20 protein-coding genes are annotated in these 26,974 nt (G+C 60.1%); 8 read left to right on the top strand and 12 right to left on the bottom strand.

All coding sequences use genetic code 11. The features are described from left to right. The 5 genes from OXG33_15050 to OXG33_15030 all read left to right on the top strand — a co-directional run. Positions 1–275 (top strand): hypothetical protein (locus OXG33_15050; GenBank protein MCY4115232.1); only part of this gene is annotated, 275 nt, incomplete at its 5' end. Positions 276–478: 203 nt separating this feature from the next. After that, a complete protein-coding gene (locus OXG33_15045; GenBank protein ID MCY4115231.1) occupies positions 479–1,867 on the top strand; it encodes an OB-fold nucleic acid binding domain-containing protein in 1,389 nt (462 codons plus the stop codon). Positions 1,868–3,072: 1,205 nt separating this feature from the next. Then, positions 3,073–3,546 carry an ABC transporter ATP-binding protein gene (locus OXG33_15040; protein ID MCY4115230.1) on the top strand — a complete coding sequence of 158 codons (474 nt, stop codon included), beginning with the start codon at positions 3,073–3,075 and terminating at the stop codon, positions 3,544–3,546. Positions 3,547–3,675: 129 nt separating this feature from the next. Next, on the top strand, positions 3,676–4,884 hold the full coding sequence (locus tag OXG33_15035; GenBank protein ID MCY4115229.1) for a putative DNA binding domain-containing protein: 1,209 nt from the start codon (positions 3,676–3,678) through the stop codon (positions 4,882–4,884). Continuing rightward, on the top strand, positions 4,881–5,894 hold the full coding sequence (locus OXG33_15030) for an AAA family ATPase (protein MCY4115228.1): 1,014 nt from the start codon (positions 4,881–4,883) through the stop codon (positions 5,892–5,894). Before OXG33_15035 ends, OXG33_15030 begins: the two co-directional genes overlap by 4 nt. 833 nt (positions 5,895–6,727) lie before the next feature. Here the strand turns inward: OXG33_15030 and OXG33_15025 are convergent. The 6 genes from OXG33_15025 to OXG33_15000 form a co-directional block, all read right to left on the bottom strand. Then, positions 6,728–7,387: a hypothetical protein gene (locus OXG33_15025; protein MCY4115227.1), complete on the bottom strand. Its 660-nt coding sequence runs from the start codon at positions 7,385–7,387 to the stop codon at positions 6,728–6,730. 750 nt (positions 7,388–8,137) lie between these two features. Continuing rightward, the gene (locus OXG33_15020) at positions 8,138–8,578 is read right to left on the bottom strand and encodes a hypothetical protein (GenBank protein ID MCY4115226.1); all 441 of its coding nucleotides are present in this window, start codon (positions 8,576–8,578) and stop codon (positions 8,138–8,140) included. 332 nt (positions 8,579–8,910) lie between these two features. Continuing rightward, positions 8,911–9,693, bottom strand: a complete 783-nt coding sequence (locus OXG33_15015) for a hypothetical protein (GenBank protein ID MCY4115225.1) — start codon at positions 9,691–9,693, stop codon at positions 8,911–8,913. A 303-nt stretch (positions 9,694–9,996) separates the two neighbouring features. Next, entirely contained in the window at positions 9,997–11,121 is a 1,125-nt protein-coding gene (locus tag OXG33_15010) for a response regulator (GenBank protein ID MCY4115224.1), read from the bottom strand. A gap of 31 nt (positions 11,122–11,152) precedes the next feature. Beyond that, positions 11,153–11,293, bottom strand: a complete 141-nt coding sequence (locus OXG33_15005) for a hypothetical protein (protein MCY4115223.1) — start codon at positions 11,291–11,293, stop codon at positions 11,153–11,155. A 2,064-nt stretch (positions 11,294–13,357) separates the two neighbouring features. Further along, entirely contained in the window at positions 13,358–13,570 is a 213-nt protein-coding gene (locus OXG33_15000) for a hypothetical protein (GenBank protein ID MCY4115222.1), read from the bottom strand. A 2,381-nt stretch (positions 13,571–15,951) separates the two neighbouring features. On the opposite strand from OXG33_15000, the gene OXG33_14995 reads away from it, so the two are divergent. Both OXG33_14995 and OXG33_14990 read left to right on the top strand, forming a co-directional pair. Then, positions 15,952–16,794, top strand: a complete 843-nt coding sequence (locus tag OXG33_14995; protein ID MCY4115221.1) for a hypothetical protein — start codon at positions 15,952–15,954, stop codon at positions 16,792–16,794. A gap of 83 nt (positions 16,795–16,877) precedes the next feature. Continuing rightward, positions 16,878–17,771, top strand: a complete 894-nt coding sequence (locus tag OXG33_14990) for a TIGR02391 family protein (GenBank protein ID MCY4115220.1) — start codon at positions 16,878–16,880, stop codon at positions 17,769–17,771. Positions 17,772–18,609: 838 nt separating this feature from the next. Here the strand turns inward: OXG33_14990 and OXG33_14985 are convergent. After that, positions 18,610–19,932 carry a nucleotidyl transferase AbiEii/AbiGii toxin family protein gene (locus OXG33_14985; protein MCY4115219.1) on the bottom strand — a complete coding sequence of 441 codons (1,323 nt, stop codon included), beginning with the start codon at positions 19,930–19,932 and terminating at the stop codon, positions 18,610–18,612. A gap of 71 nt (positions 19,933–20,003) precedes the next feature. Then, on the bottom strand, positions 20,004–20,837 hold the full coding sequence (locus tag OXG33_14980; protein MCY4115218.1) for a type IV toxin-antitoxin system AbiEi family antitoxin domain-containing protein: 834 nt from the start codon (positions 20,835–20,837) through the stop codon (positions 20,004–20,006). 565 nt (positions 20,838–21,402) lie between these two features. On the opposite strand from OXG33_14980, the gene OXG33_14975 reads away from it, so the two are divergent. Beyond that, on the top strand, positions 21,403–21,624 hold the full coding sequence (locus OXG33_14975; protein MCY4115217.1) for a hypothetical protein: 222 nt from the start codon (positions 21,403–21,405) through the stop codon (positions 21,622–21,624). Positions 21,625–22,038: 414 nt separating this feature from the next. On the opposite strand, the gene OXG33_14970 is transcribed toward OXG33_14975, so the two are convergent. The 4 genes from OXG33_14970 to OXG33_14955 all read right to left on the bottom strand — a co-directional run bounded on the left by OXG33_14970 (position 22,039) and on the right by OXG33_14955 (position 26,857). Then, positions 22,039–22,989 (bottom strand): fibronectin type III domain-containing protein, encoded by a 951-nt coding sequence (locus OXG33_14970; GenBank protein ID MCY4115216.1) that lies wholly within the window; start codon positions 22,987–22,989, stop codon positions 22,039–22,041. Between the two features lie 373 nt (positions 22,990–23,362). Further along, entirely contained in the window at positions 23,363–24,346 is a 984-nt protein-coding gene (locus OXG33_14965; GenBank protein MCY4115215.1) for a fibronectin type III domain-containing protein, read from the bottom strand. Positions 24,347–24,691: 345 nt separating this feature from the next. Beyond that, complete coding sequence (locus tag OXG33_14960) at positions 24,692–25,495, bottom strand: fibronectin type III domain-containing protein (protein ID MCY4115214.1); 804 nt, start codon at positions 25,493–25,495, stop codon at positions 24,692–24,694. Between the two features lie 438 nt (positions 25,496–25,933). Further along, the gene (locus OXG33_14955) at positions 25,934–26,857 is read right to left on the bottom strand and encodes a fibronectin type III domain-containing protein (GenBank protein MCY4115213.1); all 924 of its coding nucleotides are present in this window, start codon (positions 26,855–26,857) and stop codon (positions 25,934–25,936) included. Positions 26,858–26,974: the final 117 nt, after the last annotated feature.

The raw sequence follows: 26,974 nt of genomic DNA, 5'->3' as shown, positions 1-26,974 counted from the left end.
ACGCCCCGGACACCCTAGGCGAGACGACCTACGACATCCATCTGAACGACAACGCGTACTGGCGGAATGTGCCGGCGAATGTGTGGAACTATCGACTGGGTGGGTACCAGGTGTTGAAAAAGTGGTTGTCGTATCGGGAGCGGAAGGTGTTGGGGCGGGCGCTGAAGGCGGAAGAAGTGGGGTATTTCAGTGAGGTGGCGAGGCGGATTGGGGCGATTTTGCTGCTCAGACTACAGTCCGACTCCACCTTGAAGGGATTGGGAGAGGCCGTTTAGGGAAGACGTGCGCGGGACGGTAGGTCTTGCTGCACCCGGCGAGAGCCAGCTTTCCCGATGCCAGGACGCGACCGAACTCAACAGTCACTGGATCTGTGCGCTTTTTTGACGTTGGGCGATCCGGCCATGAGTGCGACACTATCGGTGAAGGGCCCGAGGCACTCAAGAGGCCTAGCCGGAGAGTCTTTGAGGAGCCGCTGACCATGCCCTACGAAGTGTTCAGCCTATTCTCCCAGTGTTCGGAAATACATGGAGCCCATTCCAGCTTGGAGGATGCCGCTGGTTGTTTCGCGCAAGTGACCCAACGTTACGGTGCTGACATACCGGTACATCCCGTTACGCAGAAGTATATTCACTGGATTGTCGCTATCGATAAGAACGGCAACCAGAGAGATTTCTCGAATTCCGAATTGATGAAAGTCGGCGAGCTTTGCTTGGACTGCAAGTCATTCGCGGCCAAGGTCCCTGGAATCACAACGTTTTCACAGCTCGCGGGAATGTACTACGAAGCGTCAAGGCTGATACCGGTGACGCACATCAATCTGAAGGGCATGTTTGACTACCAAGCCAAGGACCGGCACTTCTGGACTTCGGACGCAGGCAAAGGCCAGGCGTTGGCCTTCGCGCAGCAGGCAGCGTTTACCCTAGAGCTAGCATTCAAGGCATATCTGGAAGTTCTCGGGAAACTGGCGTCACCAGATGCTGCGGACGCCAAGAAATGGCAGACGCACAAGCTCGTTGACCTATTCAAGTTGCTCGCAGACGACGAGAAACGGCAACTGGAAGAGTGGTGGAGTCACTCGGACACAAAGAGAACTCACTTCCACGGGAGCTTCCGAGACTTTCTTTCAGAGAGCAACAGGCTCTATGAGAAATGGCGGTACATCACGGATCTTACATCCCCGGACCTTTCCATTGATATACCGAAGCTGTTGAGCGCCGCCGAGTTCCTGTTGTCCGCCAGCAGCCGGGCATTCGAGAAGAACTCACCCATCAAGCTCAACATCACGACGACAGTGTATCCGAATTCCGACGTTGACGACGGAAGCCCGGCTCCTCGCTACGAACCGACACTAGTTGAGGGTCGGGTTCGAGCTGTGAACATACCTGACGGATATGACCCTTTTAGCATAGTCGAGGTTGTGATCGACTCTGATCGCCATGAGGACGAAGTGATTGCCCAGTTCTACAAGTGCCATGTCGAGAATTACTTTGGCCTTGAAGGGAAACAGGTCGCTCTTTTCGGCAACATTAGAAAAGACCGGCCACGTCTGCTAGCCCGCCCGCGTCACCTGGACGAACTCAAAAGAGAAAGTGTGTACGCCGTTGAGCATTGCACGCTGAAGGGATCGATCCATGACATTAGAACTGTCCATTCCGCACATGGTAAGTCTGGGAAACTAGACCTTTCTCTCTGGGACGAAACCTATTTCACCCAGGTCGAATGCATCTTTGTGACGGATAAGGAGCGTGATCAGCTCAGGGGAATCAATCCGGGTGATACAATTCTGATAAGTGGTTGGGTCACTTTGCTGAATGGGCGACCAGTGGTTTTGGTTCATCCTAACCATATCGAAAAGGTTGTTGAATAGGACGATGCTCGGGAGCGTTGCCTCGTGAGATGCTCGGTTTCTTGATGGCCGAATTGGCAGTCACGTAGAGAAAGTAGGATGATCAGTGGCGCGTGAGTTGACGCTATTCGACTGCATTGTGCTAACGGATCACCGGCACTCGAAGCGAGCACGATGCACATTCGGTCTTCTGAACACGTCCACGTGGCCTGCCTGCCAGAACCTGCGAGGCACGCTTGAGCCGAGGTTCGAGCGTTACCCGGCTAGTTCGAAAACTGAAGCTGCAATTCGCGGCATTGCGTGCGACATCCCATGACCGCCAACGCAGTGCTGTTCAGCCTGATTTCCGCCAGCAGCTCTCGATGCCCTATCCCAGTTTGTCGGTCGAGATCCTGACTCGACGTTATGTGCACCGTACAATCGATAAGTCCCATCCCATAAAGATCGCAAGTTAGGTGTGTCGTCTAGGAGACTCCTGCCTTTCTGTCTAGCAATTGTCACGCAGGACAAGAGCGACATGAACCACAGCACAAAAGCTAGGACAAGCACTTGCTGAACACTCTCAACTCATGACATTCGGAAGACTTGAACGACTCGGCATTCCAGCAGACGACCAACTTGGCCTTCGTCATATTGGGTAGAGTGAGATTCTCCAGAGAACCGTCAGGTCACGGCAACCATGGCTCCGCGGTTCCATCACCGCATCCTTCGGCAGACGCGAGATTTGCGACAATCCACACACAACTGCTCAACGCGGGCGCAGGCGGCGCCTAGGAGTGCCGGTAGCCACACTGCGGCTGCCCAGAATGACCGACATCGTTCCCGCTGGGTGGCTGGACTTCGGGATCATTGCTCACGTGCGAACCAGTCAGAAAGACGCCCGAACACGGACTAGCGGAATTGCTTCCCTACCTGGATTCTGCAGACATGCCGCTTCAGCGTGCAACTGCTGGACTGACCGCTGATGCGTTTGGCGGCGCCGACGGACGGGCATGTGCTGTCCGACGATGGAGAGGGGGAACTAAGGGACATAACGACGCTGCTTGACGAAGTGCTGAAGGCATTTCGGCGAAAGGCGCAGCTGATCTTCCGGGATTTGTACGAGTCGCCGAGCCCTCAGCGCCCAGATTTCGAATCATGGCCGAGCCGCTGAAGGTGCAGGACGCCGCCCGCCGACATCTGGTTTCGGTATTCACACGAGCTAATCGGGCGGCGAGCAAGAATGGGTGGCGATCGCGCGGGCGGTGGTCATCGAACTTACCTTCGTGGTGGCGGACGAGCCGATGTCGATGCTGGACGTCTCGCTTCGCCCGGGCGTGATGAACCTGATGAAGAGACTGGCCGAGCGGCTGCAGATCAGCTACTTGTACATCACGCACGACCTGGCGGTGGCGCGCCATATGTGCTCGCGGATCGCGGTGATGTACTTGGGCAAGATCGTGGAAAAGCGGGGCAGCCGGGACGTGCTTCAGGAGCCCAAGCAACCGTACACGCAGGCGCTTCTGTCGGTCATACCGGTCCCCGATCCGACGGCGAAACGGGCACAGGTCCAAGTTTCAGGGGTGCCGCCAGGCCGGTGGATCCGCCGCCTCGGTGCGGGCTGTATAGGCCCGTGTCTGATTGCCGATGAATTCTGTCCGGACAGTCCGCATCCGGGGTTGGAGGGGAAGGGGAATGGGCAGCGAGCGGATTTCTTCTGATGCCTCGGTCACTGCCCGGCGGAAGTGGACCATGCGCCTAGGTGGTAAGTGCTCGCGCTAGACTGAAGCAAGCAGCCAGAGTTTTCTGGCTCGTCTCTACAGACAGAGGCTGCGAGACAGGGGCTGACGGTGCGCTTTGACGATGCGACGCTGGAAGAGATCCTTCGCGAGGGCGAAAGCTACCGGGTCGAATTCAAAGAAACTCTTGCCGGAGGTGTTTCGGACGCCATCTCGGAATCCATCTGCGCATTTGCCAACGACTTGCCCGCCTCGGGCAAGCCGGGAATCGTCTTCGTGGGCGTGCGAGACAACCGCGAGCCGGTCGGAATCAACATCACCGACCGTATGCTGCAGCAACTCACCAGCATCAAGACCAACGGTCACATCATCCCACCCCCATCGCTATTCGTGGAAAAACGGACTGTGGCCAACTCGGATGTTGCTGTCGTTACTGTGCTGCCATCGGACTCGCCGCCCGTCCGGTACAAGGGTGCCATCCATGTACGTAACGGACCCCGACGGGGTGTTGCAACCGCGCAGGAAGAACGCATCCTCAACGAGAAGCGGCGGGCGCGTGACACTCCGTTCGATATCCATCCTGTACCTGGTACTGGGATCTCAGACCTCAATCTCATCCAGTTTGAGCACGAATATCTGCCACGTTCCTTCAGTATTGAATCGCTCGAGGCGAACGAACGCAGCCTGGAAGAGCAATTGGCTGCTACCAAAATGATCGCGTCTGCTGACGACCCGACAGCTACCGTCCTTGGGCTGCTGGTTTTGGGCAAGCAGCCGCGTGATTTCATCCCGAGCTCGTACATCCAATTCCTCCGCATTCGCGGTTACGGGCTGGCGGACTCAATTGCTGACGAACAGGTCATTGACGGAACAGTTTCGGACATCCTGAGGCGGAGTGACGAAAAACTGCGGGGACACATCCATACGCACGTCGACATCACTGGTTCGGACCTTGAGCAGCGCGCATGGACGTATCCGCTCGGAGCGCTTCAGCAACTCGTTCGCAACGCAGTCATGCACCGGACCTACGAGAAAACAAATACGCCGATTAGAGTCACTTGGTTCGACGACCGTATCGAACTTATTAGTCCGGGCGGTGCATACGGAACAGTGACCCGAGAGAACTTTGGACGGCCTGACATAGTTGACTATCGGAACCCGACCTTGGCAGAGGCTATGAAGACCCTTGGCTATGTACAAAAGTTCGGTATCGGAATTTCCATTGCAACAAGACTGCTACAAGAGAACGGGAATCCCGATCCGGCGTTCAATATCGAAGAGAGCTTTGTGCAAGTAACCATCCGGGAGTTCCAAGCATGAGCGTTCCAGTTCTAACGTTCTTTAACAACAAGGGCGGTGTTGGGAAGACCTCGCTGGTCTACCACTTGGCGTGGACTCTGTCTCAAACCGGTCGCCGGGTTCTCGCCTGTGACCTCGATCCACAGGCAAACCTCACCGCCGCGTTTCTCGATGAAGAGAGCGTAGAACCCTTGTGGGATGGGGCGAGTGGGGATCACGGCACGACTATCTTCAAGTGCGTGGCCCCCCTGTTGGCAGTGGGAGATTTGCTGCCACCTGCGCTACAGGAAATCACGCCCGACCTAAGGCTGATACCAGGAGATCTTGCCCTCTCCGGCTTTGAGGACACGCTTTCGGCTGAGTGGCCCAACGCGCTCGGGTCCAGCAATCTGTATCGGCCATTCAGAATCCTGACATCATTCTGGACCGTGATGCAGCGTGGGGCAAATGACATGGACGCAGACATCATTCTGGCGGACGTTGGCCCCAATCTCGGCGCAATCAACCGCTCCGCTCTAATTGCCACAGACCATGTCGTCGTCCCACTCGCCGCCGACCTGTTTTCGCTCCAAGGTCTACGCAACCTCGGCCCAACGCTCAAACGCTGGCGCATGGACTGGCTAATCCGAAAACGCAACTGGCAAAATAGTGAGAACGAACCAAGATTCTCGTTGCCTGAAGGAAGAATGGAAGCCATCGGATACATAGTCCAGCAGCACAGCGTCCGGCTAAGCCGTCCGGTCAAGGCGTACGTCAAATGGGTCAACCGGATGCCCAGGGCGTACGCAGAGAATCTATTGGGTAAGAGCAATGGCCCGTTTCCTGACACACCACAGAACGATGAGCGGTGCCTAGCGACGGTGAAGCACTACCGAAGTCTAGTACCTATGGCGCAGGAGAACCGCAAGCCAATCTTTGATCTCACGTCGGCCGACGGTGCCATCGGCGGGCACGCGGCTGCGGTCAATGATGCGCGTAAAGACTTCAGAGAACTTGCCAAACTGATCATCAATAGGGCGGGCTTAGTATGAGATCATCTAAACATCCTCACCCGCTCTTGATCCGGATGAGGCCACTCATCGCCCAATGCCTCACACCAAACCGCCACAGATGGCCGTGTGCCAAGCGAAACGGTGTGACCCATATCGCTGCACACACCAACTCCAACGCAGCCAGACATCGCGCCGAAGAAGGAGACTTGCTCGTTCGCTTTATCACCGCATCAAACGACTAAGGACGAAGCCTCCAGAACCGCAGCCTCATGCCACGCTGCCAAGCAGCAGGAGGTCACATGACCACTCTCTGGATGCTGAGTCTGCTACCGCCGTCCGGACGCCGGGGCCGACTTGGCCAACGCGACCCGTACGAACTGCCCGAGGTCGAGCTCATCGACGCCCAGATCGTGAGCCACAGCAGCGACTGCAAGGCTCTAGAGTCCAACGGCAAGAACGTGTGGCGTTGCTTCGGCTTCCCCCTAGTTGGCGACTCCTGGACGACACTGGCATCGACTTGGCGGAGCCCTGATTGGCACTCGGCTCAAATCGCCCGGGCGTTGACGTTCGCCGGAGCGCGGCTGGCCCGCTCCCATGTTCGGGTCTCTCCATCCTCGCGGCAATTAGCCAGCCGCGCCGCGGATGACTCCACATTCGAGCAGACCCAACAGGTCTAAAGTGGACAGTACCCGTTATCGTGACTGGCGTATCGTGCCTGATTCGCCGCACGGGGCGGGTTGGCTGGCCTCCCGCCGCGACGAGACGTGATGTCCACGCGCGCGGGGGTCAGCCCTCTCGCTACAGGTTGAGGACGAAGCTCAGCGTGAAGGTTTTTGATTTTGTCCAGCTTGGTAGGAATGATGAGACTTGTGCTACGCGATGCGTACCCACTTGATCTCATAGTCGTCTGCGCTGACCCATTTTTCGTCGGCAACCCAGACTTGATCAATATTTCTTGGCAGTTGGCTAGACGCAACTATTGTCTTGATTTCTTCGTCGGTCGGGCCAAACTCAGGGTCGCCAAAGAACTGGACCAAAAGAAACCTCAGGCAGTTGGAGTAGTCGGAAAACTTCCTGGATGCAGCACGAGCCTGCCTATCAAACTCCTCGCAGAACCCATCGATCGCTACTGCTTGTTTTCTGCAAATCTCAGCATGATCCCGATCCTCAGTACTTCCGACAATGACGACCTCAATGCCGCGGGTGGGAGTAGCTTCATCTCTCTCCCATTTGCGCAGAGGACGAAAGTTCCAGGGAATTGGCGAAGATCTAGCAAGGCCACCGTATGATCTCGCTTCGTCGGCATGTGATGCAATGTCTCCGGCGATGGAGCTCGCAATGGCTGCAACATCCCGGTCCATTCGGCCATGCAAGGACGATTCTCGGACTGACAGCTGATACAGCGACTTCGAAAAAGCATCTCCGTACGACCGTAGCGCCTCCGAAAAATACTCCGACAGGTTGTGCTCGTTCCTATGATTGGCGAGATGCTCTTCTGGCGGCCAAACAATCGACTTGCGCTCGATCACCATAGGGGGTTCACCTTGAGCCTTCAGAAGCACTTCCGGTGCAGGTCTGTCCCGTATCTCCACATCCAGGCACTGTGATCGAAAATACGATGTGCCGTACCGCTCGTTGTAGGCAACTACGAAGGGTGCGAGTTCTCGCCACTCGCAAGGCCCAGCGGGTGGTAGGCACGTGAAGAGCATCGCTTACTCCACGAATCCGAGCTTCTTGAACCAAACGATGCTATCACCCGTCGATAGGTCTCGGGACTAGGACAGTCTAGGCGGGCGGCTGAGTGTCGTTCCAGGGCCGGCAGTTCCAGCCTGGTGGCAGGCCCGTCGCCTTTCGGCCCACGCCCACCGATGGCCGCTGGGCGATCTGCATTCTGACCGACGATCTGAGCATGGTGGACCTGCGAGAGCCAGCCGAAGTATTCACCATGTCCCCCAACGCCAGTCCACGAGGCGTCAGGTCTGGACAGGATCCGGGACCGTGGGAGCGCGAGGGAGCTTCGCCGCCCATAGGAAGCCAGCGAGAGTCGGCAAGCCTCCGCGGTCGTCCTGCCGGCCCAGGCCGCGGATGACACATTCAAGGCCCATGGTACCGCACCACGGGACACTCGGCCGTTTGGGGTTCGCCTGCCAGCCGAGTCCTCGAGACGCCGCAGCGTTCGTGGCACGGGCGTTCGCCCGCGTAACCACGCCGCAGGTCTCGGTCTGCGTGGCAACGATTTGCTGCCGCGCCACCTTCGGCGCCTTCGGCGGCACCCGGTGCATCTACGTCCGGGTCGGCGTGTACTCCACGAATAGCCGCACCCGCGACCACTCCAGTTGCAATCTCGCCGGGGGCCAGTTGACCTGGAAGGCCACGGTCGAGAATCCCGCCACCAACCGGCGCGTGAATGGCGTCGCCGTCAGCGCCAACGCCGTCCAGTCGAGGGCCGGCACGGCGTGCCGGCCCTCGATCGTGGCTACGGCCGTGCCGTCCACATAGACGGTGAAGCTGTGTACCACCGGAGGCGCCGTGACGGATTGCGCGCGCACCGCCACCTCGAACCGCACGTACGTCGCCGCCCCTGGCTCGTCGGTGCTGGCCACCTGAAAGCCCACCCACAGGGCACCGCTGGCGATCAGGTCGACCCGCGGCGCGGCACCCTCGGGGGCAGCCTCGTCCAGGCACGCGGACTGCCCGACGGAAACGTGATGTGATCCCCACACGCACGGGGGCAAGCCCTCTCGCTACAGGTTCAGGACGAACCTCAGCGTGAAGGTTCTTGATTTTGTCCAGCTTGGTGGGCTAAGGCGTACCGATTTGCGAACTATTGGCTGGGAGGTCCTGATCTAAAGAAGGGCCTGTCAGCCCCGGATAGCCCTGTACGAGCCTCCGCCCATCGGGTTGGAGGGCCGCTCGTTTCTCCAGGATGGTCCATTGCAGCGCCAGCGGGCAGGACCACCCTTGTCCCCATTGTCGGCGCTCCGTCAGCGTGTAGGCAAGACTCAATTTTGCGGGCTCACGTTGAAATGCAGGCGGGCGATCTCATAGCGTGGACCTAGGTGGACGGGTTTACAGTGCGAAGATACTGCTCTAGGTCGTTTACGAGACTTTCTACATAATCAATGCAAATTGGTAGAACCACCAGTGCATCGTACTTCTCGTCGATGACTAGCTGGCTCTTGAGAACACGGGTGACAAACATATGCCCCCTGTCTACAGGGAATATCCACCAGCCTCTGTCTTCATAAACCTCCCTGTCTTTGTCCTTGCGAAGCTCTATGTGAGACTGTGGGGCGTGCTTTACTACAGGCAGGTTCTGGTGTTTTGAAACCCCACTCATGCGTCCTATAAATTCTATGGCTTCATTCCCTTGATAGGGTTGCCGCAATTCCATCCAGCTTTTGATGTCCTGCCCCAGGAATGCTAGGCGGCTCCTCATTTGTGCGTTGAAACTAGATTGGTCTTTAGCAATTATGAACTGAACGCGTCGCCGCTCTGACTTTGTCATATTGGGATTTACGAATTCGGCCACTCGCATAATTCCGTAGTCGAGGGCAGCGTGCATGTCCTCGATGATACTGCTGCATTTTGCCTGTACGGAGGAGGGAACTCTGCCTTCAAAGGCTAATTCTGCGGGGGGCAAGTTTATTTCAAAACTATTCCTCTCTTCAGACCACCCACCGATCATTTTCTCTATAGTCTGCTTTCCCAAATTACTGATCTCGGCACTCAGGATTTCCATATTGAGCTTGGCTTGGTCAATCCGTGCATACGCGTCTTTCAACATTCTTGGGTCACTCTGACCACCTGGCCAATCCGCCATGTTAGACATGGTCATGCTGCATCTCCTTTCCGGGGCGAACAAGTCTGTCGTCTCTGGTGCGCCAGTTGGGACGCCGGGGGGAATTGATTGATCTTACCTTCTCCCCTACCTCGCGCCAGCTCCTAAACAGCGGCGTCTTGCCTCTATCCCCTCATGGGGACAGTATAGATTGTAGTCCGTCGTCAATTCGCCGATAAAACTCTGTCATGTCTCGCGTGTCTGCATCCCGTGAAGCACAGTCAGGTGGGCTGGCTCTTTCAACATCTAGACATTCTAGGAATTCCGACACTGTGGATACCTTCATCCGGACGTTTCCCTTCAACTACGTTTCTTTCGAATTAATTTATGTCTCCGTTTTCCCTCCCCCTCCATGTTCGGCATCCGGTAGTCGACGCGGGGTTCGGCGAAGATGTAGGTGGGGTTGGCAGCGTCATCGCCCAGCTTCTGGCGCAGGTGCATCAGGTCGGGGTACAGCACCCGCAGGTTCCCCGGCTTGCCCGGACTCCACACCCGCCTCAGCAGCCGCTCGTGGGTCACCACCCGGCCGGCCTCCATCGACAGCGCTGCCAACAGATCGAACTCGGTTGGCGTCAGCTCTGCCGTGTTGCCTGAGACCGTCACCCTGCGCGCGCCGTAGTCGATGATCAGGTCGCCCAGCACGAAGGGCTCCTCCGGCGCAGGGATGGCGGGTTCCCCGAACCGGCGCAGGGCGGCCCGCACCCTGGCCACCAGCTCCGCAGGAGAGAAGGGCTTGGCGATGTGGTCCGACGCCCCTTTCTCCAGGAGCCTGGCCACCGTCTCGTTCCAGCCGTAGGCCGACAGGAAGATTACCGGGATGCGAGAGACTGCCAGAATACCCCCCATCAGCTCTTCGCCGTCCTGCTCCGGCAGCACCAGGTCCAGCAGGGCGAGGCGGGGGCTGTGCTCCGCCATCAGCGACAGCGCCTCCTCAGGGTCCGCCGTCTCCACCGCATGGAAGCCCGCCGTCGCGAGGGCGTCGCTGACAGAGCGGAGCACCAGGGGGGCGTCGTCCACCACCAGCACCGTTCCCGCCGACTGCGGGCCGTCCTGGGAGCGGGCGGGCCGACGGGCCGGTTCCCTCTCCTGCACCACCGGCAGGGTGAAGACGAACCGGGCACCCAGGCCCGGCCCGTCGCTCTCGGCATGAATGCGGCCCCCGTGGGCCTCGACTATCCCCTTGCAGATGGCCAGGCCCAGGCCGGTGTCCCCCGCCGTGTCGCGGTCCTCTCTACGGGAGAACCTCCTGAACAGCCCCGGCAGGTCCTCGGCGGGTATCCCCCGCCCCTGGTCGGCCACCGAGACCTCGACGTGAACGTCATCCCGCACGGCGGCCACCCTGATGAGCGATGACTCGGAGGAGAGCCTGACCGCTTTGGACAGCAGGTTGACCGGCACATGGGCGAAACGCCGCGTGTCCGATATTACGGAGGGCAGGTCCCGATCGATGTCGAGGTTATTCCTGCCCCCCTGCGCCGGTGACGGCGTTTCTCGCCCGGTCGACCAGCACGGCAGCCTCAGCGGGTCCGGGGCTGACCGCCAGCTTGCTCGTTTCGATGCGGGCCAAGTCCAGCAGGTCGGCGACCAGCGCGTGCATGTGGTCGGCCTAGTCTCCTGTTGTGCAGAAGAACTGGCGCACCACGGCGGGGTCCAGGTCTGCGGACGAGTCAAGCACCGTGGATGAGGGACCCTTGATGGTGGCAAGTGGTGCCCTGAGCTCATGGCTGACATTCGCCGACTTTCAAGACCGCTGTCCGGAAACCCCGCACCGCACCCTGCAACGGGATCTCCATGTGCTCGTCCAACAAGGTCGTGCTGCGGCGCCGGGGACGCACGAACCGCGTGGAATACGTTCTGGCAGGCGGCGCGGACTGAGCTTGCGTCAGAACTTGCGCCACAACTCGCGCCAAACTTGCGCCACCCGCAGGTATCCCTGTCGCATCACTGCGGCTGGCACGCCTGCGTCGGGCGCCGGACAGCCCCGGAATCAGGCGGCCGACCCTCGCGCCGGTCGAGTCTCGTCGCCGAGCAGGTCTGACCTGGGCATCGGCTCGGCTGGTGCCGTCAGCACCGCCGGCGTGTCCCGCTCTCAACCGTAGCCTGGGACGAGGACACACGGTGCGAGCTCTTCGACGTGCGGCGGAGCCCTGTGGCTGTGACCGGGACGTGTATGACTCCATGACCGGTGGACCCGCATCGTGCCGGCTGGGCCTGCATCACGCCTCCAACTGCGCCGCCGTACCGACCATCGGCGGCGTTCACGTGTCGGTCGGCGGCGCTTTCGGTCATTCGCGGAATGCTCGTGAGTAGCGGAATCCTGGATAGCCATCCTCGACCGAAGCTGCATGCTGGGGGTACCGCATATCCCGCGCAGCAAGCAATTTACGCGGGCCTGCGGCACTGACTAGTGCGACCGGACGCCAGAAGGTCGTCCGCGTCACGAGTAGGACGACGACGCGCTGGGAGGTCGTGCGCGTCGACGGTGTCAAGACGCCCGAGCGGTGGGACGTTGCTCGGGGCGTCAGGCTTCGTTGTCAGGGGATTCGAGCCGCCGGCGAGAGTGACACCGCATGGTGGTTCGTGGCCCGCCGGCGTTGGGACGCGGCGGGCCTTGACAGTCCACGGATGGGCGGAAGGAGGAGCGTCGTGGTTCCAGGATGTGGGGATTGACTGCCCCGGGCAGTGCAACGTATGGCTCAGCGTGGCACGTCCTCAGAGTCTGCACCTAGTGAGGGACTTGTCTATCTCTGGTTGCCACCCGCCAATCCGCAATCACAGATGGCGGACGCTGGCTGTCGCTTTACCAGGGACCGGCAGGGTAAGTCTCGACGTTGGAGCGGGATCGAAGTCCGAAGACTGCGCTCATCGAGGGGATAGCCGGCGACGTCCCGTCCCCCGACCTAATGGAATCCTTCCTTTCCGCTGGAGCGCTGCGTCGGCATCCTGAGGCCATTCTTCTCGTTTCACCGGAGTCGGCGGATGCCCGAGACCGCTGCGATACCAACTGCACGATGGCGGCATGCCCGCCATGCGGCACGTCGCGGCCGGCGGTCATTTGCTGCGTACTACCGCTGAGTCGACGATGCCTTGCGCCATCGCGCGGACGGCTATCTTTTGCTCGATTTGGCCCTCGTTGGCCTTCCCGGAGTGAGACGCCTGGCACGCCAGCGCTTCCCACGAAGCGCCTTCGCCGACGTTCATGCGGCTCGTGCGCTCCTCCAGCAAGCGACGGTGCACGCATCGGCGGTCCTGACGCCGCGGCAAGTGTTGGCTCTGCAGCTCTATTGCGAGGGCCAACCGATGGCCGCCATTGCGGCGCGCGTGGGACTTCGGAGCCGCCAGCATCTCTGGGCCGCGTACCGGCGACCCGCGGTTGAGGCTATGACCCGCGAGTTCCTGGCACTGGCACAGGCGGAATTCCCCTCGAAATAACGTAGAATTTCCATGCCATTGCTCCAAGAAGGGGGCAACGGCCTGTAAATCGGCCTCGATGCCGTAACAGGTTTGGCGTCGCTCAAACGCGGCAGTTTTTCCCGCGGTTCTTCTAAGTGCATGGACAGATTATTCGGGTTCCGCGGGGCGGTCCAATGGGACAACAACTGAACGACCCCGGTCTGCGATTTCCCCGGGAACTGCAAGTCAGCAATTGGTGATAGTGACTTTATTCTGCCGCTCGAATCAACGCATCGACTGCTTTTGGTGAGAGCGCATAATCTGGCAAATTCAAAGCGTCCAAGACAAGCGACAACATCGGCTTGTCAGTAGGCTCGACGCTCTCGAACCATTCGAGCAAGTATTCTTTGAACATTGCCGAAGATTCCGGCAGTCGGCGGATCGCATTCCAGACGGCAGGTTCACGTTCGAAGATCGGCAACAGGGAGTATGCGACCGCCAGATTCTTGTGCCTTTGAATACAGTTGGCGCGTAGACTTTCCTCCTCTGACTGTATCCATGTCGAAAGGGCCACTCCCGCGGGAACTTGTCTTTTCGCTATAGCGACGCGATCCGCAGCGTAACTGGTGAGAGAATTGGCGTACCCGGCCCAATTCGGAAACGGGGGCCGCACGGGCCATATTTCAGCCATACGACGAATGGTGAAAATCGAAGCCAGTTCACAAAGCGACTCGTGAAACCATCGGTTTTGACTAACTCGTAGTCGCTCGTAGTCAGAAAGGACGTGGCAGAGTTCGTGCGAGAACTGAAATGCGAATTGGCTCCAGTGTGTGCCCCGCGCTGAAAGCTGGATTCGGAAGGGATCTCTCGTAGAAGAACGGAAGAGGACTTTGGGACTGTCGTCCGGACAGTTCGTTGCCTCTACGAGGATACTTCCTGTTGGTAAGATCCTGAATGGTCGAAAAAGGTGACATGCGACATCCGCCAACAAAGCTCCAATGTCGGTAGTTCTGGAACCTCCCCAATCACATTCAACTACGGTGATTTGCATATCGACGACTTGGGAAGAAAAGTCCTGAAGCGGACTCTTGAACGGCCCTCTATGTTACATCTTCAGGAGTGGTCAGCGACTGGAAATGCGTCGTTCGTGTGCTTAGCTGCCAAGGGACAGTCCTCTGCTTAGATCCAGCATCTCAGCGTCGCCGGCATGCTCGTCGACCCTTAACTGATAAGTGAGTCCGGGAAAGTCGGCAACTTTCAAGAATGGGCCGCGGCCGCGTACCGAAGCACGCAACCTGTTGAGGGGCAGTCGGCAAGAAACTTGCTTTAGCCGAGAATCGACATCCTTGCTTGTAGCGAGATCGAGTCTAGTGAGTTGTGTCCCGTCCTGTGGCCGCTCTGTCCTTCTGGTCTTCCAGCCGGTGACCGTTGACTTCGACTCGGCGATCAGTCCCGTCACTGGCCTGGCGGAGACTCACGTGTGCAAAGAGGATTGAGGTTTTGCGGTAACCCTTTGGGATCTGGTCGAAATCGGTGACTGCATCTGCAAAGCGGCATATTCAGTGCAAGTCGACAGTCCGTTCTTCCGGAATCCTGCCTTCCTTCGGGATCCTTGGCTTGGCACCCTGAGTGCAAACCGCCCGTGCGCTAGGAGGAATCAGATTCCGCAGGCCGCCGATGCCATGCCAATCTCCGGGCGGCGGCAAGTGCACCGCACGCCGCGCCGCGGGCGCCGGTCGTTTGCGGCGTACTACCGGTGGGTCGACGATGATTTGCGCCACCGCGCGGACGGCTATCGCCTACTTGATTCGGCGCTGGTAGGTCTTCCTGGGGTGAGACGCCTGGCACGCCAGCGCTTTGGACGAAGCGCCTTCGCCGATGTGCATGCGGCGCGAGCGCTCCTCCAGCAGGCGATCGATCGGGCCTCAGCCGCGCTGACGCCACGGCAGGTCCTGGCACTGAAGCTCTATTGTGAGGGCCACCCAATGACCGCAATTGCTGCGCGTCTGGGCCCGCGCAGTCGCCAGCATCTATGGGCCGCCTATCGGCGACCCGCGGTTGAGGCTGTTACCCGGGAGTTCCTGGCACTGGCACAGGCGGAATTCTCCGCGAAATAACGTAGAATTTCCATGCCATTGCTCCTAGAAGGGGGCAACGGCCTGTAAATCGGCCTCGATGCCGTAACAGGTTTGGCGTCGCTCAAACCCGGCAGTTCTTCCCGCGATTCTTCTAAGACGACGCGAAGACCTGCAACTCCTTCCACGCCGTACATGAGGACCTCCACGACATGGGCTCTGGTGATTGGCAGCTGGCTCCCTTCACCTTGCCAAACTGCTCGCATAGGCCCGCGTTCTCCCGCATAGGCGCGTCTGGTCAGTGCCGTGTGGCCCCCTCGATTGGCTGATCGACTCTCCACAATTCCCGGCGTCGCTGAACGACAATATTCGGTGCCAACTGGGACGACGACCGCGTTTCGCGCGGCACGCTAGAAGAAGTATTGGAAACCGTGGCCAGCTGAAACCGTATGGTCTCGCACAGGTGGTAGAAATGCTCGAGAGGTGGGCACGCAATCGAGGGCACCCGCATATCTCGCGGTCGGACTCAAGCGACGGTGGAAGCGGACTGGGCGCCGGCGGGGTTCATCGCTGTAACGCATGCGATTCACACTTTGGTCGCCTGCGGGCTCAGCGGGGCCTTGGCGTGCAGTCGTCTACATCCCGTCAAAAGGCCATCTTCACTCCATCTGATGTGGACAGGGCAGACTGCCAGAACAGTCGGTCCATTCGCCTCGCCGCAGGTAAGCGCGACATTCAGAATTCGGGAGGCCCGGAATTCGTGACTGGAAGGGAGTTGTAGTTGGAAGTGCACCAAGACGCGATCCGGGAGGGCACGAGGAGGGACATTGTCGACATGCTCGTCCTGCGTGATGCCTCCTTCCACGGGAGACTCGACTACATGGACTTTCTGAAGCGTGTCTGGCCTCTCGATGAAATGCCGTCCGAAGATAGTCGGTTTAGGACGGCCACCACCGATATCGCGACGCACATGGGCTTTCGTGACTGGGACGATTCGCACCTTCTCTTGGAGCGGCTGAATCTGACAGGTGGACCGGACGACGACTTCCTGAGGTTCCTTGAAGCGGTGGTCCATCCGTTGGTAGTGCCTGACGAAACGGAGGCGCTTGCTTTAGTGGCCGCCATAAACCGCTCGCTCGAGCGGGATGGCTTTCACCTCGTCGAAACTGACCGAATTTCCGGCAAACCAGCATACGGTGCCAGGCCAGTTAGCCTAATCCGTGCGGATCCCGAGCCAACTTTGTGGGAAAAAGTGGATCGACAGGTCAGGGAGATGCGTGAGCAACTCGCTCGCGCCACGTCGGAGGAAGGCTATCAGGCGGTCGGTCACCTTGGCCGGGAGGTGATGATCTCGCTCGCTCAGGCCGTCATTGATCCGGCCGAAGCCGCCGGCGAAGATGGCAAGGTACCGAGCAAGACTGACGCTGCCCGTTTACTCGACGCATACATCGGGGCGACACTTGCGGGCGGAGGAAACGAGGCCCTGCGGAGAGCGGTCCGCGGGGTTGTCAAAGCTACGAGCGCAGTTCTGCATGATCGTAGGGCTACAGCGAAAGACGCCTCGCTTGTAGCGGAGCTTGTGTCTACGTCCGTTCACCTACTGCACATACTTGCATCAATGCCTCGATAGCCGCAGCTGGCGCGTGGCTCTGAATCACAGCGGATAACGGGGCATCACACAATAGACGAGGAAAGGAAGGGGATCGCAGGAGCATGGCCACACATTCCTTCACGTCGGTAGCACTGGATGAGTTGGCGGACTATCTGGTTAGCGATCGCGACACACATAAGGTGCTAGACCGCAGATTTGCTGAACTTGGAATTGAGGAGACAATCCTGAAACGGTCCGAAGAGGAAGAAGACTATTACAGGTCGATGGGGATGCAGCGTAGCATCCATTATAGTGTGATTAAGCCATCGAAGAGGGACAGACTCCGCCATGCCTTGCGCTTTCAGTTCAACCGGAGCGGCAACAGCGGTGTGTTGCAATTGATCAAGTTACTCAACGAACCCGTGATCTATTCTGAAAATCCTGAAGGATTCCGAGATTTCTGCGCTGGATTGAATCGCATCCTCCGTTTCTGCGGAGTGGAATACAGGGACGATGGACAGTTTCACAATGTTGATCCAACTCGCACATTGTCGGAGGCTGAACGAAGGGCTGCGGCGTTAGAAAACAAGCTGAGGTTCCGACGAATCCACCATGAAGTCCGAAGATACTGCAAGGCAGAGTATATGGAGGAAAACTATTTCCACGCCGTTGTAGAAGCATACAAAGGGCTGGCAGAACGTATTCGTGAACAGACCGGATACAGCGCTGATGGCCTGGCATTGATGAGGAAGACCTTTGAACGTCCATCGCAAAGTCAAGGGGGATATTCTACTCTGGCTTTCAACACTCTTGTGACTGTCAGCCAAAAGAATGAGCATGATGGCTTCCTCGATCTCTTGAGCGGTTGTACTAGATTCTTTCGCAACCCGATGTCGCATACTCCCAAGATAAAGTGGCATCGGAATATTGAGGATGCGGTCGACTGCCTAACTCTGATATCTCTATTGCACTTCATCCTTGACGACTGCCATCCGACCATGCCAACCTATAAGTAGATGCATTTGGTCGGTGGTTAAAGTACTTCGGCTGGTGGCATGGACATAACTGCCGATAGACATAGAAGCACCTTTGTTTGGACGTTGACAGTTGGACCATGGCGAGGCCTCACGTAGTCTGCTTGTGGCAGAGTGCGTTGCAGGGGACGAGGAGCTTGTCAACGCAGACGGCGGGGCTAAACCTGGGCGACTTGCCAGCGGCTATGGCGCGCTGGTAGTAGTCGCCAAGACGGGGGTTGACGCGGATGGCGGTCAGCGCGGCCATGCAGAGCGCGGTACGGACCAGGGCCTGCCCGCCCCAGGAACTGCGGCGGCTCCGCCGGGCATCGCTGTACCGATTCAGGGGTGGCCACCACGATCCGCTCGTAGCCGCCGCTGGCTTCCATCACGATGCGGGTGCGCCGCAGCGCCGAAAGCTGCCCCTGCAAGCGCCGCATGCGGCCCCGCGCGCCCGGCACCGGCAGATCGCGCCCCTTGGCTCGCCCGCGATGTCCAATTGGGCCTTGGCCACATCGATCCCAACCGCTAAGTCCGCTGATGGCGCCATTGGGTGCCCGCCAGCCACGCTGGCCACATGCCCTGCCTTGCAGATTCGGGCTTTTGCTGACGGCCCCGGCAACTGTGGAGGCTCTGCGTCAGCGGCTGGGGTGGGACGGCCCTGCTCAATTGCGGTCTCTGACGACCAAGAGAGGATCGGGCTGCCCCGGCCCGTTTACTGTCACCGTGGATAGTCCTAGTCTCGCGGAACATACAAGGATTCCAGGTCGCTTCTGTGCCTTTGGGAAAAGGGCCGGCCCCATTTCAGCCGGCTCTGCAACGAATGGGATCGAGGCAGCCGCTATTCGTACCGACGCTCGACCAAGAACCCAGAACGCGCGTAGCAGCGGTAGTCGCCTCGAGGCTCCTTGTGGGGTCGTAAGTTCAAGGAGTATTTGAGGCGTCTGAATCTCTTTCCGCAGCTAGGACACTCCAAGATGTACACATGTCGCGGTCTGCTGGATCGCCGTCTGGCTCGAGGACTGATCCCAAGTCGCCGTCCGGTCCGCCGGACTTGTGGTCCCGTCAGTTCGCCAGAATCTGTGAATTCGACGACGAATCTTGGGCGGAACGGGACACTGGTAACCTCAACCCCCGAAATCCGGTCTACGCGATAGGCGCGAATCTGGCCGCTTGCGGATCTCACGGCATAGAGGAGCAGATTCCCCGCGCGAGTTTTGCGCAGGCTGTAGGGCTCGATTCGGCGGACAGTGCCCTGATAGTGGAGGTCAACGCAGAGGTGATTGGCTGCGGCGAAACGCACGGGTTCCAAGGGAATGCCTTGGCCCCAAACATATGAAGTAGGTGGTGGACTCCAGTCCTCGTCTGTATCGTTGCTGACTGCTATCGGTGATAGGTGGTCTGGCTCGGATTCTCCGCTGAGCCACTTGAACAAGCGAGGCAACTCATTCCAGAAATCAGCGAACGGCGGCATTGCCGGGAGTTGATGAGCGAGCATGTTCACCCACTCACTCTTCAGTTCCTCCAAGAATGGCGAAGATTGGAGATCGTCGATTCGAAAGACGCGGATTCCCTTTGACTTGCACTTCTCGACATAAACTGCCTGGACGAGGTCCGCGAAGGGCCGAAAGTCACGCCGTCGGAATAGGGTGACGATGTCATATAGATCGCGCGGACGGCAGCGTTCGCCCATGGCCCGGAGCTTTTCAGCAAAGACCTCTTCAAAGCCATAGCACCGCACTGTCGCAGGTGGCGGAAGCGAGTCAGGGTATTGGTGCCCGATGGGCCGTAGCACGGTGGGGCGCACTACCTCTTCTGCTGTAGTGAGATCAAGCTTGATGCTGGCATACCCGGGTGCGCCCCGAGGGCCCTGGTAGTAGATGCGGCCTTCAACGGACTCACCATTCGGCCGCACCCGCAGAACTGGATCGCGCTGCCGGAAGTCGATCCCGGACTCTGCGTAGATGCTCTCGAAGACCTGCTGCAAGATTGGCAGGAGTTGATCAGGATTGGCCGGTCCTTCTGGCAAAACCGTGAAGTCGAGATCTTCCGAGAATCTGTAGGTCTCGATAAAGCACTTCTTTAGGCACGTCCCGCCCTTGAATGCCCATGCCATCGACAGCTGCGGATGCGAGCCAATACCCCAAAGCGTCCAGCCAATCACGTAGTCCTTCTCGACTACGTCCTCGCGGAGGCCCCACTCTTGAACTCTTGTATTGATGTCTGCCTTGGTGATCAACGGTCCGTGTTTGTCGAGAGGCCTTTGGCATTCACTCGTAGATTCCACCGTCGGTCTACCGAACCACGGTTTGGCAGGCTTGGGTCGAGAAGACTGACACCCGCACTCATGTCCTCTACACACGCCCGTCGAAGCTCAGGGGCACACACATCGAGAGCTTCGATCAGGTAGCCAAGTCGCTTGTGGATCGATCGGTTTCCAATCTGCTGAAGATAGTTGGCGAGGAGTGCGTCATTGCGATGGTCACCGTCGAAGTACGTCGAAACGACATCGGCAACATGTCGGATGCCGCCTCCCAGTTCCGGGCTGTCAAGAATGTCAATCACTGTCCGGGCGGGATCGGACAGGTTCAACTTGCTCTGCTCGCGCCATACCGAGCGCAGGCCGAACATCTTGTCGAGAGCCGTGCGCCGTATCCGGATTGGGAAGCCGTGGATCTCGGTATCCGTGCTTCGCACGCGACGAGTGGTGAAGACCACGGAAGTCCGAAACACTTGCTCTGTGAGGTCCCAGTGCTCACAGGCGCTCCAGCCCCCGAAATAGTAAGTCGGTCCAAGGATCTTGGCTGCGACTATCCAGGGATCGTGGCGCCACTCGCTCGGCTCGGCCGCTTCGATGCTAGTTTGCGCGTACAGGCCGTGGTGTACGCGAACGAGCCAGCCCCGCTCGGCCAAGTAGGCTAGAAGTCGTCGAGTCCTCGAAGTGCCAAGACTGAGCACCTCGCTGGCCTCGTGTACAGAAAACGGCCCGCTGAGGTTGCGATAGATAGATCCGAGCAGCAGCCGGTTTCGCTCAGTGATGCCTTTGGGTGTTTGTCGTGAGATTTCCAAGGACGAGGAAGTTCCATGAGGTTGAACTTTCTACAACTAGACTATCACATCGCTTGCTGACACTCAAGGTGCTGTTCGTTCGATGGCCTACGAAATCTTGCATCTCCAATGTCACCCTTGTCGAGGTTGGCGGACTGGATGAGTGTTTGCGGCTGGAGGTTCCGAGCCTAAGCGGGAGCGCTGAGGCCAGCCTGAAGTGCTCATTTAGGGGGCCAAGGTGTTGGCCATGAAACCGATCGCAGGTGCATCGTATTCGTCGAACCTACGGAATCCTGCATTCACACCCCCGGCCCTGCATCGATAACCTGAAGCCATAGTGCTCCTTCCACTGGAGTCGGCGGACGCCCCAGGCCGCCACGATGCCAATCGCAAGGCAGGGGCATGTGCGCCGCGCCGCGGCCGTCGGTCGTTCGCAGCGTACTTCCGGTGGGTCGACGACGCCTTGCGCCACCAGGCCGACGGCTATCGCTTGCTCGACTCGGCACTTGTTGGCCTCCCAGGCGTGAAACGCTTGGCGCACCAACGCTACCGACGCAGTGCCTTCGCCGACGGTCATGCGGTCCGAGTGCTGCTGCACCAGGCCATGGATCCGGCATCGGCGATCCTGACACCAAGACAAGTACTTGCGCTGCAACTCTATTGTGAAGGCCGGCCCGTGGCCTCGATTGCAAATCGGCCGGGCCTGCGTAGTCGCCAGCAACAATGGGCCGCCTATCGGCGACCCGCATTCGAGGCCGTGACCCGTGAGTTTCTGGCACTGGCGCAGGCGGAATTCTCCTCGAAATAACGTAGAATTTCCGTGCCATTGCTCCAAGAAGGGGGCAACGGCCTGTAAATCGGCCTCGAAGCCGTTACAGGTTTGGCGTCGCTCAAATGCGGCAGTTTTTCCCGCGGTTCTTCTAAGCCGACGGTCGTGGGTTCGAATCCCGCCGGGGGTGCCGCGCACCACGCCCAGCATGCGTGCGGAACCTGTTGATTGGGGCTCGAACCGACGCCGCACTCCGTCCCGTGACGGTGCGTCTCAGGCGAGGTCTGCTACGGCCATGATCGAGCCTCGACCCAACTGGCGTCTCTACGCGGAATCTTCTCCAGCATCTATGGAGATCTGACAGTGGTCGCTGGGGCCCATGGCGTCACTTCGGTTGGCGCCGTCGCCGAGGTGCATGCGGCGCGTGGGCTCCTCCAACTCCCGATGGCGCACCTAGCCCGGTAGCGTTCTGAATTGAGAGCCGTATGACCACTCGGCTGCCGTGCAGCCCGCTTGGTTGGTGCAGGCGCGCATTTTGATCGTGTGCCACGCGTCCGGCACAAGCCCAGTGAGCCTGTACTTCCAGAGATTCGGGTTGGCGATCTCCACCGTCGAGATTCTTGATGGATCATGATTCGGCCAGTAGCGCATCTGGTAGCCAATGATGTCCACGCCGCCCGTGGGCGCCGATGCCCACCAGGTCGCCCAGCTCACTATGGTCGTGGTCGTGGTCGCGGTACTTACGTAGCCGAACAGACGCGGCGCGAACGGCCGCTGCACCACGATTCCCCCGGCGAGGATATTGCGCACGTGCTGGTTGGCCAGCTCGACATCCGCCAGCGAGGCCAACGCCTGCTCGCGCGCCGCCCGCTGGTGCGGCACCACGTTGGGGAACGGCGCCGTGGTCATGTGGTGGCTCAGGCTGGCCGCGGCGCTAGGGGCCCCGGCCTGGAACACCTCGACCGTGACCGTCGCCTGGCCCTGCGCGCAGCCGCGAATGACCATCCAGAAACTGCGTGTCGGTGATCCCGTAAACGTGCTCCATTTCGATGCCGCCAAACAGTCACCGATCCCCACGATGCGAGGGTTGCTGCTGGACACCACGACCTCGTAGGTCTGGTGAGCATCCAGGTTGGACAGCTCGACAATGCCCCCGTCCCAGAACGAAACCGCGATCCGTGACACGAGGTCCGAGAGGCGGATGCCGATCCCGGTTGCCTGCGCCGGGCTCACGTGGCCGACCAACGCGACGCTGAGGAGAAGTGCGCCGGCGGCCCCGAGGGTCAGTCGGCGGGCCCAACCGCGGCGCCCGATGGGATGGTGGTGGCGGACCGGTGGGTTGGCGGGCAGGGGCACATGACGCCGCAGCCAAGCCGTGGCCGCTTGTCGCTTGGTCCTGCCCATCTCGCGATCGTCCTGTCGTCGCCGGCAGCCCGTCCGGCCCCACATCCCGTAACAGCGGGACGCTAGCACGCGCACTAGTACTATTCTACCGACCAAACGCTTAGGTAGCGGGTCGCGTTGACCGTGCCCTTCACTCCGAAGTGGGCCGCCGTCCTTCTCTCTCTGACTCTGGGAGTGTGCAGACCGGAGACATGGTTTACACCCGTTCGGGAACATGGTTTACACATCAAGCCGTGTCGACGGAGGACCAGGATGGGCCATTTGCGGAGCGACAGGTGATTGATTTGCGGGCCGAGTTTGTGGCGCTGGCCCAGGACCCGGAGGCCAAGGTGATCGTGTGGTCCCGGCGTTGCTCAAACTCCCGACGGCGCACCTAGCCCGGCGGCGTCTTGAACTCGCCGTCGTATGACCACTCGGCTGCCGTGCAGTCCTCTTGGTTGGTGCAGGCGCGCATATTGATCGTGTACCACGTGTTCGCCGCAAGCCCAGTGATCCTGTGCTGCCAGGCATACCCGTTGGTGATCTCCACCGTCGTAATTCTGGACGGCTCATGATTCGGCCAGTACCGCATCTGGAAGCCGATGATGTCCACGCCGCCCGTGGGGGCCGACGCCCACCAGGTCGCCCAGTTCACTAGGGTCGAGGTCGTGGTCGCGGCGCGTCTGTAGCCCAACATAATCGGCGGGAACGGCCGCTGCACCACGATTCCCCCGGCGAGGAAATTGCGCACGTTCTGGTTGACCGGCTCGACCTCTGCCAGCGAGGCATACGCCCGATCGAGCGCCGCCTGCTGGTGCGGCACCACGCTGGGGATGTGAAACGCGGTCACATGATAGACCAGGCTGGCCGCGGGGCTGTTGACCCCGGCCAGGAACACCTGGATCGTGACTGTAACCTGGCCCGCCGCGCAGCCGCGAATGCCGAAACGCAGGCCGCGTGACGGTGATCCCGTGAACGTGGTCCATTCCGATACTCCCAGACAATCACCGATCCCCACGATCGAGGGGTTGCTGGTGGACACCAGGACCTCGTAGGTCTGGTGAGGATCCAGGTTTCCCAGGTCGATAGTGCCTCCGTCCCAGATCGTGACTTCGATCCGAGGCACCAGGTCCCAGAGATGGATGATGATCCCGCTCTCCGGATCCTGGATCTGGGTGCTGTAGGCGTACGCCTGCACTGGTCTGACGTGGGCGAGCAGCGCGACGCTCAGGAGAAACGCGCCGGCCGCCGTGAGGGTCATCCGGCGGGCCCAGCCGCGGCGCTGGATGGGATGGTGGCGGCGGACCGGTGGATTTGCGGGCAGGGGCACAAGACGCCGCAGCCACGCCATGGCCGCGTGTCGCTTCGCCCTACCCATCTCGCGATCGCCCTCTCGTCGCCGGCAGCCCGCGCGGCCCAACATCCCGGCACAGCGGGACGTTAGCACGCACGCTAGTACGTAGCTACCGACCAAACGTTGAGGTAGCGAGTCACGCTGATCGTGGCCTTCACTCCGAAGCGGGCCGTCGTCCTTACTCTCTCTGGGAGTGTGCAGACCGGAGACATGGTTTACACATCAAGCCGTGTCGGCGGAGGACCAGGATGGGCCGTTTGCGGGGAGACAGCTAATTGATTTGCGGGCCGAATTCGTGGCGCTGGCCGAGCACCCGGAGGCCAAGGTGGTGGTGTGGTCCTCGCGCTCCTCAGACTTCAGACAGCGCACCTAGCCCGGCGGCGTCCTGAATTCGTAGTCGCCTGTCTGCTCGGCTGCCGTGCAGTCCTCCTGGTTAGTGCAGGCGCGCATATTGATTTTGTACGACGTGTTCGCCACAAGCCCGGTGATCCTGTACTGCCAGACACTCCCGTCGGTTATTTCCACCGTCGAAATTCTGGACGGATCATGATCCGGCCAGTAGCGCATTTGGTAGCCGATGATATCCACGCCGCCCGTGGGAGCCGACGCCCACCAGGTATGCCAGCTCACTATGGTCGCTGTCGCGGTCGCGCTTTTTCGGAAGCCGGTCAGATTTGGCCGGAACGGCCGCTGCACCACAATTCCCCCGGCGAGGAAATTCCGCACGTTTTGGTTGACCGGCTCGACGTCCGCCAGCGAGGCATACGCCCGCTCGAGCGCCGCCCGCTGGTGCGGCACCACGCTGGGGATGTGAAACGCGGTCACAGGGTAGACCAGCCTGGCCGCGGGGCTGTCGACCCCGGCCGGGAACACCTCGATCGTGACCGTCACCTGGCCCTGCGCGCAGCCGCGAATGGCGAACCACAAGCTGCGTGACGGTGATCCCCTGAACGTGGTCCATCTCGATGCTCCTAAACAATCACCGATCCCCACGATCGAGGGGTTGCTGGTGGACACCATGACCTCATAGGTCTGGTGAGGATCCAGGTTTCCCAGGTCGATATTGCCCCCGTCCCCGTGCGCAATTGCGATATCTGGCACCAGGTCCCAGAGGTGGATGATGATCCCGCTTTGCGGATCCTGGATCTGGGTGCTGTAGCCGTACGCCTGCACCGGGCTGACGTGAGCAAGCAGCGCGACGCTAAGGAGAAAGGCGCCAGCCGACCCGAGGGCGATCCGGCGGGCCCAACCGCGGCGCCGGATGGTTAGGTGGTGGCGCATCGGTGGGTGGGCGGGCCGGGGCACATGACGCCGCAACCAACCCACGGCCGCGTGTCGCTTCGTCCTGCGCATCTCGCGAACGTCCTGTCGTCGCCGGCAGCCCGCGCGGCCCAACATCCCGGCACATCGGGACGTTAGCACGCACGCTAGTACGTAGCTACCGACCAAACGTTTAGGTAGCGAGTCACGCTGATCGTGCCCTTCACTCCGAAGCGGGCCGTCGTTCTTCCCGCTCCCCCTCTGAGAGCGTGCAGACTGGATACATGGCTCTCACCCATTCGAGGACGTGATGGTGTGATCCCCGCGCGCCTCCAACTCCGGATTTTGCACTTAGCCCGGCGGCGTCTTGAATTGGTAGTCGTATGACCACTCGGCTGCCGTGCAGTCCTCTTGGTTGGTGCAGGCGCGCATATTGATCGTGTACCACGTGTTCGCCGCAAGCCCAGTGAGCCTGTATTGCCAGACATACGGGTTGGCGATCGCTGCCGATGTAACTCGGGATGGCTCGTCATTCGGCCAATACCGGATCTGGAAGCCGATGATGTCCACGCCGCCCGTGGGAGGCGACGCCCACCACGTCGCCCAGTTCACTATGGTCGCCGTCGCGGTCGCGGCGCTTACGTAGCCGGACAGACGCGGGGGGAACGGCCGCTGCACCACGATTCCCCCGGCGAGGAAATTGCGCACGTGCTGGTTGGGCGGCTTGACATCCGCCAGCTCGGCCACCGCCCGCTCGGCCGCCGCCCGCTGGTGCGGCACCACGCTGGGCATAGGTAACGCGGTCACATGTTGGCTCACGCTGGCCGCGGCGCTGTTGGCCCCGGCCAGGAATACCTGGACCGTGACCGTCGCCTGTCCCGGCGTGCAGGCGCGAATGGCGAACCATAGGCTGCGGAACGTTGATCCCGTGAACGTGTGCCATTCCGATGCGCCCAAACAGTCGCCGATCCCCACGATGGTGGGGTCGCTGGTGGTCACCACGACCTCGTAGGTCTGGTGAGCATCCAGGTTGGACAGGTCGATACTGGCCCCGTCCCAAATCGAAATTGTGCCCCGTGTCGCCAGGCCCAAGAGGCGGATGCTGATCCCGGACGCCTGCGCCGGGCTGACGTGGCCGAGCAGCGTGACGCCAAGGAGAAACGCGCCGGCGGCCGCGAGGGATCTTTGGCGGGCCCAGCCGCGGCGCCAGATGGGATGGTGGTGGCGGACCAGTGGGTTGGCGGGCAGGGACACTCGACGCCGCAACCACGCCATGGCCGCTTGTCGCTTCGTCCTGTCCATCTCGCGATCGCCCAGTCGTCGTCGGCAGCCCGCGCGGCTCAACATTCCGCAGCAGCGGGACGTTAGCACGCGCACCAGTACGATTCTACC

This window comes from Chloroflexota bacterium (assembly GCA_026708035.1).
Classification (GTDB): Bacteria; Chloroflexota; UBA11872; order UBA11872; family UBA11872; genus JAJECS01.
The sequence above is the reverse complement of the archived record's forward strand: the minus strand, read 5'-3'. Positions and strand labels throughout refer to the sequence as shown.